The organism is Pseudomonas antarctica, from assembly GCF_900624995.1.
GTDB lineage: Bacteria > Pseudomonadota > Gammaproteobacteria > Pseudomonadales > Pseudomonadaceae > Aquipseudomonas > Aquipseudomonas antarctica.
Genome location: NZ_UYXQ01000166.1, coordinates 1 through 7,064 on the forward strand (window position 1 = coordinate 1; position 7,064 = coordinate 7,064).

Annotated in this window: 7 protein-coding genes; 4 read left to right on the plus strand and 3 right to left on the minus strand. The window is 59.4% G+C overall.

Annotated features, from left to right (window positions below):
* From E0F99_RS27960 to gloB, 3 genes are all read right to left on the minus strand, one after another.
* On the minus strand, nt 1-1,361 hold a 1,361-nt coding region (locus E0F99_RS27960), incomplete at its 3' end, for an extracellular solute-binding protein (RefSeq protein WP_130909059.1).
* Between the two features lie 145 nt (nt 1,362-1,506).
* Nucleotides 1,507-2,919 (minus strand): transglycosylase SLT domain-containing protein, encoded by a 1,413-nt coding sequence (locus E0F99_RS27965; RefSeq protein WP_083358017.1) that lies wholly within the window; start codon nt 2,917-2,919, stop codon nt 1,507-1,509.
* Nucleotides 2,920-3,017: 98 nt separating this feature from the next.
* A complete protein-coding gene (gene gloB / locus E0F99_RS27970) occupies nt 3,018-3,785 on the minus strand; it encodes a hydroxyacylglutathione hydrolase (RefSeq protein WP_083358018.1) in 768 nt (255 codons plus the stop codon).
* A 65-nt stretch (nt 3,786-3,850) separates the two neighbouring features.
* On the opposite strand from gloB, the gene E0F99_RS27975 reads away from it, so the two are divergent.
* From E0F99_RS27975 to E0F99_RS27990, 4 genes are all read left to right on the plus strand, one after another.
* On the plus strand, nt 3,851-4,609 hold the full coding sequence (locus tag E0F99_RS27975) for a class I SAM-dependent methyltransferase (protein ID WP_083358019.1): 759 nt from the start codon (nt 3,851-3,853) through the stop codon (nt 4,607-4,609).
* Nucleotides 4,610-4,695: 86 nt separating this feature from the next.
* Nucleotides 4,696-5,148: a ribonuclease HI gene (gene rnhA, locus E0F99_RS27980; protein WP_083358020.1), complete on the plus strand. Its 453-nt coding sequence runs from the start codon at nt 4,696-4,698 to the stop codon at nt 5,146-5,148.
* Between the two features lie 95 nt (nt 5,149-5,243).
* Entirely contained in the window at nt 5,244-5,984 is a 741-nt protein-coding gene (gene dnaQ, locus E0F99_RS27985) for a DNA polymerase III subunit epsilon (protein WP_165447649.1), read from the plus strand.
* Nucleotides 5,985-6,122: 138 nt separating this feature from the next.
* Nucleotides 6,123-7,064, plus strand: a 942-nt coding sequence (locus E0F99_RS27990) for an Orn/Lys/Arg decarboxylase N-terminal domain-containing protein (protein ID WP_278045766.1), incomplete at its 3' end; no start/stop codon positions are given.

Here is a 7,064-nt window from a genome sequence, read left to right on the forward strand (position 1 = left end):
GGGTGTACCAGCCGGATTTCGAGACGCAGCGGCTGGCCGTCACCTTTGAGCAGGCGTTGCCCGGATAGGTTCCAGCCGGCGTCGCCTAACAAGGTCAGGGCGCGGCGCAGTGTTTCGCGCGGGATGCCGCGACCGTCGGTCTGCGGCAGGCTGAAGGCTTGCGTAAACAGGTTGGCTGGCAGCTGGTCGCGGTACGGCGAGAGCATCAGCCATTCATGGCCCACTGGCACGCCGGTCGCCGAGAACTCGCTATTGGGGTAGTAACTCAACGTGCGTTTATAGGCGCTGCTGAACAGGGTGCGGTTGGTCCACTCAAAGTCGAACATCAACCCCAGTGCCTCGCGCACCTTGGTCTGGGCGAAGGTCGGCCGCCGCGTGTTCATGAACAGGCCTTGGCTCTGGGTCGGAATCTGGTGGGCGATCTGCGCCTTGATCACATCGCCCCGGTTGACCGCCGGGAAGTTATAACCGGTGGCCCAGTTCTTGGCCTGGTGTTCGATATAGATATCGAATTCACCGGCCTTGAAGGCTTCGAAGGCCACGTCGCTGTCGCGATAGAACTCCACTTCGACCTTGTCGTAGTTGTAGAAGCCCCGGTTGACCGGCAGGTCTTTGCCCCAGTAATCCTTGACCCGTTCGAACATCAACTGCCGCCCTGGGGTGACCTGGGTGATGCGGTACGGCCCGCTGCCTAAAGGGGGGTCGAAGGTAGTGGCCTTGAAGTCGCGATTTTTCCAATAGTGCTGGGGCAATACCGGCAGTTCGCCCAGGCGCAGGATCAGCAGCGGGTTGCCGGCGCGCTTGAACACAAAGCGGATACGGTGGCGGTTGGGGATGTCGACCCGCGCCCCTTCCTGCAGGTTGGTGCGGTATTGCGGGTGACCTTCGGTCAACAGGGTGCGATAGGAAAACGCCACGTCATAGGCGGTGATCGGCTTGCCATCGTGGAAGCGCGCTTGTGGGCGCAGGTTGAACACCACCCAGCTGCGATCCTCGCTGTACTCCACCGACTCGGCAATTAGCCCATAGCTGGAGGTGGGTTCATCGCCGGACGGCGCGTACTGGCCGGTGCCGACCATCAAGGGCTCGTTCAGCTCATTGACGCCGTATTGCAGGAAGTTGGGGGTGGAAACCGGGCTTGAACCCTTGAAGGTGTATGGGTTGAGTGTGTCGAAAGTGCCAAATGCCATGACCCGCAATGTCCCGCCTTTCGGCGCTGCAGGGTTTACCCAATCGAAGTGGGTGAATTTGGCCGGGTACTTAAGCGTGCCGAACTGCGTGTAACCGTGGCTCTCGGTAATCGTCGCGTTCGCACCAAAGCTCAAGGCCAGACTTATTAGTAGAAGGAGGGGACGCTTCAAGTCAGAGATCCGATCCAGGCGGCTTGGGCTTTATGATCGGTACAGTAACAGCTTGTTCCGGTTGGAAAAAGGTTGTTGAAAGCACTGGGTATCCAGTGTGGCAAGGCACTTGCTCCCACACTGGATACCCGGCGTTCTTGAGCTGCTAGCGCGGCCCGGAAACCACCAGCATTTGCCCAGGTTTCAACGCCTGGCCGGTGCGCGGGTTCCAACGCTTGAGATGTTGCATCTCAACGTTGAAGCGCTTGGCGACAATGTACAGCGAGTCGCCTTTCTTGACCTTGTACTGCACCGGCTTCTTGGCGCCGGCCTTGGCTACCAGCTTGCGCGTGTCTTGCATTACCAGGGTCTGGCCGACCTTGAGGGCTTGGCCATTGAGCTTGTTCCAGCGTTGCAGGTCATGCACATCGACCTTATTTGCTTTGGCGATCAGCGTGAGGTTGTCGCCACTGCGCACCTTATAGCTGCGGCTGCGGCCAGCCACTCGTGAGGTCTCAACTTCGTCGAACACCTGCTTTTTCGGGCGCATCGCCAGCAATTCTTCCGGCTTCATCGTCGAAAGGGTGCTGGTGAGCAGTTGCGCCTTGGAACTTGGCACCAGTAAATGTTGAGGGCCATCCAGCGTGGTGCGTTGTTTCAAGGCCGGGTTGAGTTGGAACAGTTCGTCTTCATCGATTTCCGCCAACGCGGCCACCCGCGACAGGTCCATGCTTTGCTTGACTTCAACCACCTTGAAATACGGGGTGTTGGCAATCGGGTTCAGGTTGATGCCATAGGCCTCGGGGGCCATCACTACTTGGGACAGTGCCAGAAACTTGGGCACGTAATCCTTGGTTTCCTGAGGCAGCGGCAGGTTCCAGTAGTCGGTAGGCAGGCCGAGCTTCTCGTTACGCTCGATGGCCCGGCTGACGGTGCCTTCGCCGGCGTTATAGGCCGCCAGGGCCAGCAACCAGTCGCCGTTGAACATGTCATGCAGACGCGTCAGATAGTCCAGGGCGGCGGTGGTGGAGGCAGTGATGTCGCGGCGGCCGTCATAGGCGCGGGTCTGGCGCAAGTTGAAGTAGCGCCCGGTGGAGGGAATGAACTGCCACAAACCGACTGCATCGCTGCGCGAATAGGCCATTGGGTTGTACGCACTTTCAATCACTGGCAGCAGCGCCAGCTCCAGGGGCATGTTGCGTTCTTCAAGGCGTTCGACGATGTAATGAATGTAGAGGCTGCCGCGTTCTCCGGCGTTTTCTAAAAAGGACGGGTTGCTGGCGAACCACAAGCGCTGTTGCTCGATGCGCGGGTTGACGCCCAAGCCGTCCTGCAATTGAAAGCCCCGTCGCATACGTTCCCAGACATCCTGGGGGGCTTCGGGGCTGGGCTTCTCTGATAGCCAAATAGGTTTTTGCTTGATCTTGGCAGCAAGATTGGGTTTGGGTTGCACGGTGGATTGTGCAGCGAAATTTGTCGATTGGCAGCCCGCCAGAGTCGCGGATACGGCCACCGCCACGGCTTGAGCCAGGCGGGTCAATGCGTCTGAAGAGATGGATTTACGAATAGATGACGACATTGGCTGGAAGTAAGTTCCGGGCAAAAATGTCGGGCGATTCTAGAAAGCGCTTTGGTTCCGGTCAACCATTCAGAATTTCCGTATCAGATTGCGTCCTCTTAGAACTTATCTTTCCAGGCCCTCAAGCTAGCAAATACCTCGGCCCCAGAGCGGTTATCGCGCCCATTCCGTTCGTCTGCTTTTTGTTTAACGGATGTTTCAGCGGTGCGTAGAAAAGGGTTTGTACGTTTTTCCAAGGCCAGGTTGGAGGGCAGCGTCATTTCGCCGCGCCCCCGCAGTTGGTTGACGTGCTCCACGCGTTCGGCGATCTCGGTGTTGTCCGGTTCCACGGCCTGGGCGAATTTGAGGTTACTTTGTGTGTACTCATGAGTGCAGTACACCAGGGTATCAGCGGGCAGAGCGGCCAGGCGTTCCAGCGAGGTGTGCATTTGTTCCGGCGTGCCTTCGAACAAGCGGCCGCAACCGGCGGCAAACAGGGTGTCGCCGCAAAACAGCACGCCTTGGTGGTAAAAGGCGATATGGCCAAGGGTGTGACCCGGCACGCTATAAATGTCAAAGTCCCAGCCCAATACCGTGACGCGGTCGTTATCCTGCAGGGCCACGTCCCGTGCCGGGATCTTCTCGTTCGCCGGGCCGTAGACCTTGGCATTCGTCACACTTTTGAGTGGCTCGACGCCGCCGACATGATCATGGTGATGGTGGGTGATCAGGATGTCGCTGAGGGTCCATTGCGGGTTCTGTTTGAGCCAGGCCAGCACCGGCGCGGCATCGCCGGGGTCGACCACGGCGCAGCGCTGGGTCTGCGGGTCCTGTAACAACCAGATGTAGTTGTCGGTGAAGGCGGGTAGGGCACTGATCTGTATCATTCTTCGATTCGCCAAGCTGAACACATTGGTGCATCTTAGAACGTCTAGGCGAGTTGGAGAATGCAATGACTGATAAAGCGTTCGCCCAGGCCGATCCTGAATGGCTGGCCCTGATCAGCGCAGCCCGTGATTGGCTGTCCGGGCCGATCGGGCAGTTTCTGCTGGATGAAGAACGGCGCATGCTTGAAGACGAGCTGGGCCGGTTCTTTGGCGGTTACCTGGTGCATTATGGTCCGTCGGCCCAGACGCCGCCTGCTGCGCCTCAGGTGCAGCGCAATGTGCGCCTCGGCGCGCCGTTGCCGGGTGTGGAGATTGTGTGCGAAGAGCAGGCCTGGCCCTTGAGCGAGCACGCCGCCGACGTGGTGGTGTTGCAGCATGGCCTGGATTTTTGCCTGTCGCCCCACGGGTTGCTGCGCGAAGCCGCGAGCAGTGTGCGTCCGGGTGGCCATTTGCTGATTGTCGGCATCAACCCCTGGAGCAGTTGGGGCCTGCGCCATGTATTCGCCCATGACGCCCTGCGTCAGGCGCGCTGTATCTCGCCGTCGCGGGTGAGCGACTGGCTGAACCTGCTGGGCTTTGCGCTGGAGAAACGCCGCTTCGGGTGCTATCGTCCGCCGCTTGCGTCGACCAAATGGCAAGGCCGCCTGGCTGGCTGGGAACGCCGGGCCGGTGCCTGGCAATTGTCGGGTGGCGGTTTCTATTTATTGGTGGCGCGCAAGATCGTGGTCGGGCTGCGGCCAGTGCGTCAGGTGCTACGCCAGCCCATGGGCAAGCTGGTGCCTATGCCGATGGCCAAGGTCAATCGCAAGCAAAGTGAACCGTAAAACCTCTTTTTGATTACCGGCCGAGACCCTTGGCCTCGGGGTACTGTCGGTCGATGATCGCCAGCCCGTTTTGATGGATGCAACCGATGACCGATAGCGTAGAACTCTTCACCGATGGCGCCTGCAAAGGCAACCCCGGCCCCGGCGGCTGGGGCGCCTTGTTGGTATGCAAGGGCGTGGAGAAGGAGTTGTGGGGCGGCGAAGCCAACACCACCAACAACCGCATGGAACTGATGGGCGCGATTCGTGGCCTGGAAGAACTCAAGCGCCGCTGTGACGTACTGTTGGTCACTGACTCGCAGTACGTGATGAAGGGCATCAACGAGTGGATGGTCAACTGGAAGAAGCGCGGCTGGAAAACCGCCGCCAAGGAACCGGTGAAAAATGCCGACCTTTGGCAACTGCTTGATGAGCAATGCAACCGCCATAACATCACTTGGAAATGGGTGCGCGGGCACATCGGTCATGCGGGTAACGAACGTGCCGACCAACTGGCCAACCGTGGCGTGGATGAAGTGCGCGGCTACAAGCAGAGCTGACTTTAAACGTTGCGTGGGGTCTGGCGTGTTAACATTGCGCCCCCTTGACTCACACCCCACTGCATTCCACCGTTGAGAGCTTAACCCCGATGGCCATCCGATCTGTTGTACTCGATACCGAAACCACCGGCATGCCGGTGACCGATGGTCACCGGATCATCGAAATCGGCTGTGTCGAATTGATGGGGCGACGTCTCACTGGTCGCCACTTCCACGTCTACCTGCAACCGGACCGCGACAGTGATGAAGGCGCGATCGGCGTCCACGGTATCACCGACGAATTCCTCAAAGGCAAGCCGCGCTTTGCTGAAGTGGCCGATGAGTTTTTCGAGTTCATCAACGGCGCCCAGCTGATCATCCATAACGCGGCGTTCGACGTCGGTTTCATCAATAACGAATTTGCGCTGATGGGGCAGACCGAGCGTGCGGATATTTCCCAGCACTGCTCAATCCTCGACACCCTGATGATGGCCCGCGAGCGTCACCCGGGGCAACGCAACAGCCTGGATGCGTTGTGCAAACGTTACGGCGTCGACAACTCCGGGCGTGAACTCCACGGCGCCTTGCTCGACTCCGAGATTCTCGCTGACGTTTACCTGACCATGACCGGCGGGCAAACCAGCCTGTCGCTGGCGGGTAACGCCTCTGACGGCAACGGCTCGGCGGAAGGTTCAGGCAACCGCCCTTCGGAAATTCGCCGTCTGCCTGCGGATCGCAAGCCCACTCCGATCATCCGCGCCAGTGAGCAGGATCTGGCTGAGCATGCGACGCGGTTGGAAGCGATTGCCAAGTCGGCCGGTGCGCCGGCGTTGTGGTCGCAGTTGACGCAGCAATAAGACCGGCTGCACTTGATCAAACGGTGGGAACAGGCGAGCCGGTTCCCACAGCTGATTTGCTGCCTGAAAAATATTCCTTCGCGTCATTCCCTCCCAGCTTCTACCCTGAGTACATAGCCCTCAGGACTATCAGCACTCATGTACAAAGACCTGAAGTTTCCTGTTCTTATCGTACATCGCGACATTAAGGCCGATACCGTTGCCGGTGACCGGGTTCGAGGCATCGCCCGAGAGCTGGAACAAGAGGGTTTCAGTATCTTTTGCGCCGTGGACTACGCCGAAGGTCGGCTGGTGGCGTCGACCCACCATGGTCTGGCGTGCATGTTGATCGCCGCCGAAGGCGCCGGGGAAAATACCCACCTGTTGCAAAACATGGTCGAACTGATCCGCCTGGCGCGGGTGAGGGCGCCCAACCTGCCGATCTTTGCCTTGGGCGAGCAAGTCACCCTGGAAAACGCGCCTGCCGACGCCATGAGCGAACTCAACCAACTGCGCGGCATTCTTTATCTGTTCGAAGACACCGTGCCGTTTCTGGCCCGGCAAGTCGCTCGTGCCGCGCGCGCCTACCTTGATGGCTTGTTGCCGCCCTTCTTCAAAGCCTTGGTGCAACACACCGCCGACTCCAACTACTCCTGGCACACACCCGGCCATGGCGGCGGCGTAGCGTATCGCAAGAGCCCGGTTGGGCAGGCGTTTCATCAGTTCTTCGGCGAAAACACCTTACGTTCTGACTTGTCCGTGTCGGTGCCCGAACTGGGCTCGCTGCTCGATCACACCGGGCCTTTGGCCGAAGCCGAAGCCCGCGCTGCGCGTAACTTTGGCGCTGATCACACGTTTTTTGTGATTAACGGCACCTCGACCGCCAACAAGATCGTCTGGCACTCCATGGTCGGCCGCGACGACTTGGTGTTGGTGGACCGTAACTGCCACAAATCGGTGTTGCACTCGATCATCATGACTGGCGCGATCCCCCTGTACCTGTGCCCGGAACGCAATGAGCTGGGGATTATCGGCCCGATTCCCCTGAGTGAATTCAGCCCCGAGTCGATCCGTGCCAAGATCCAAGCCAGCCCCTTGACG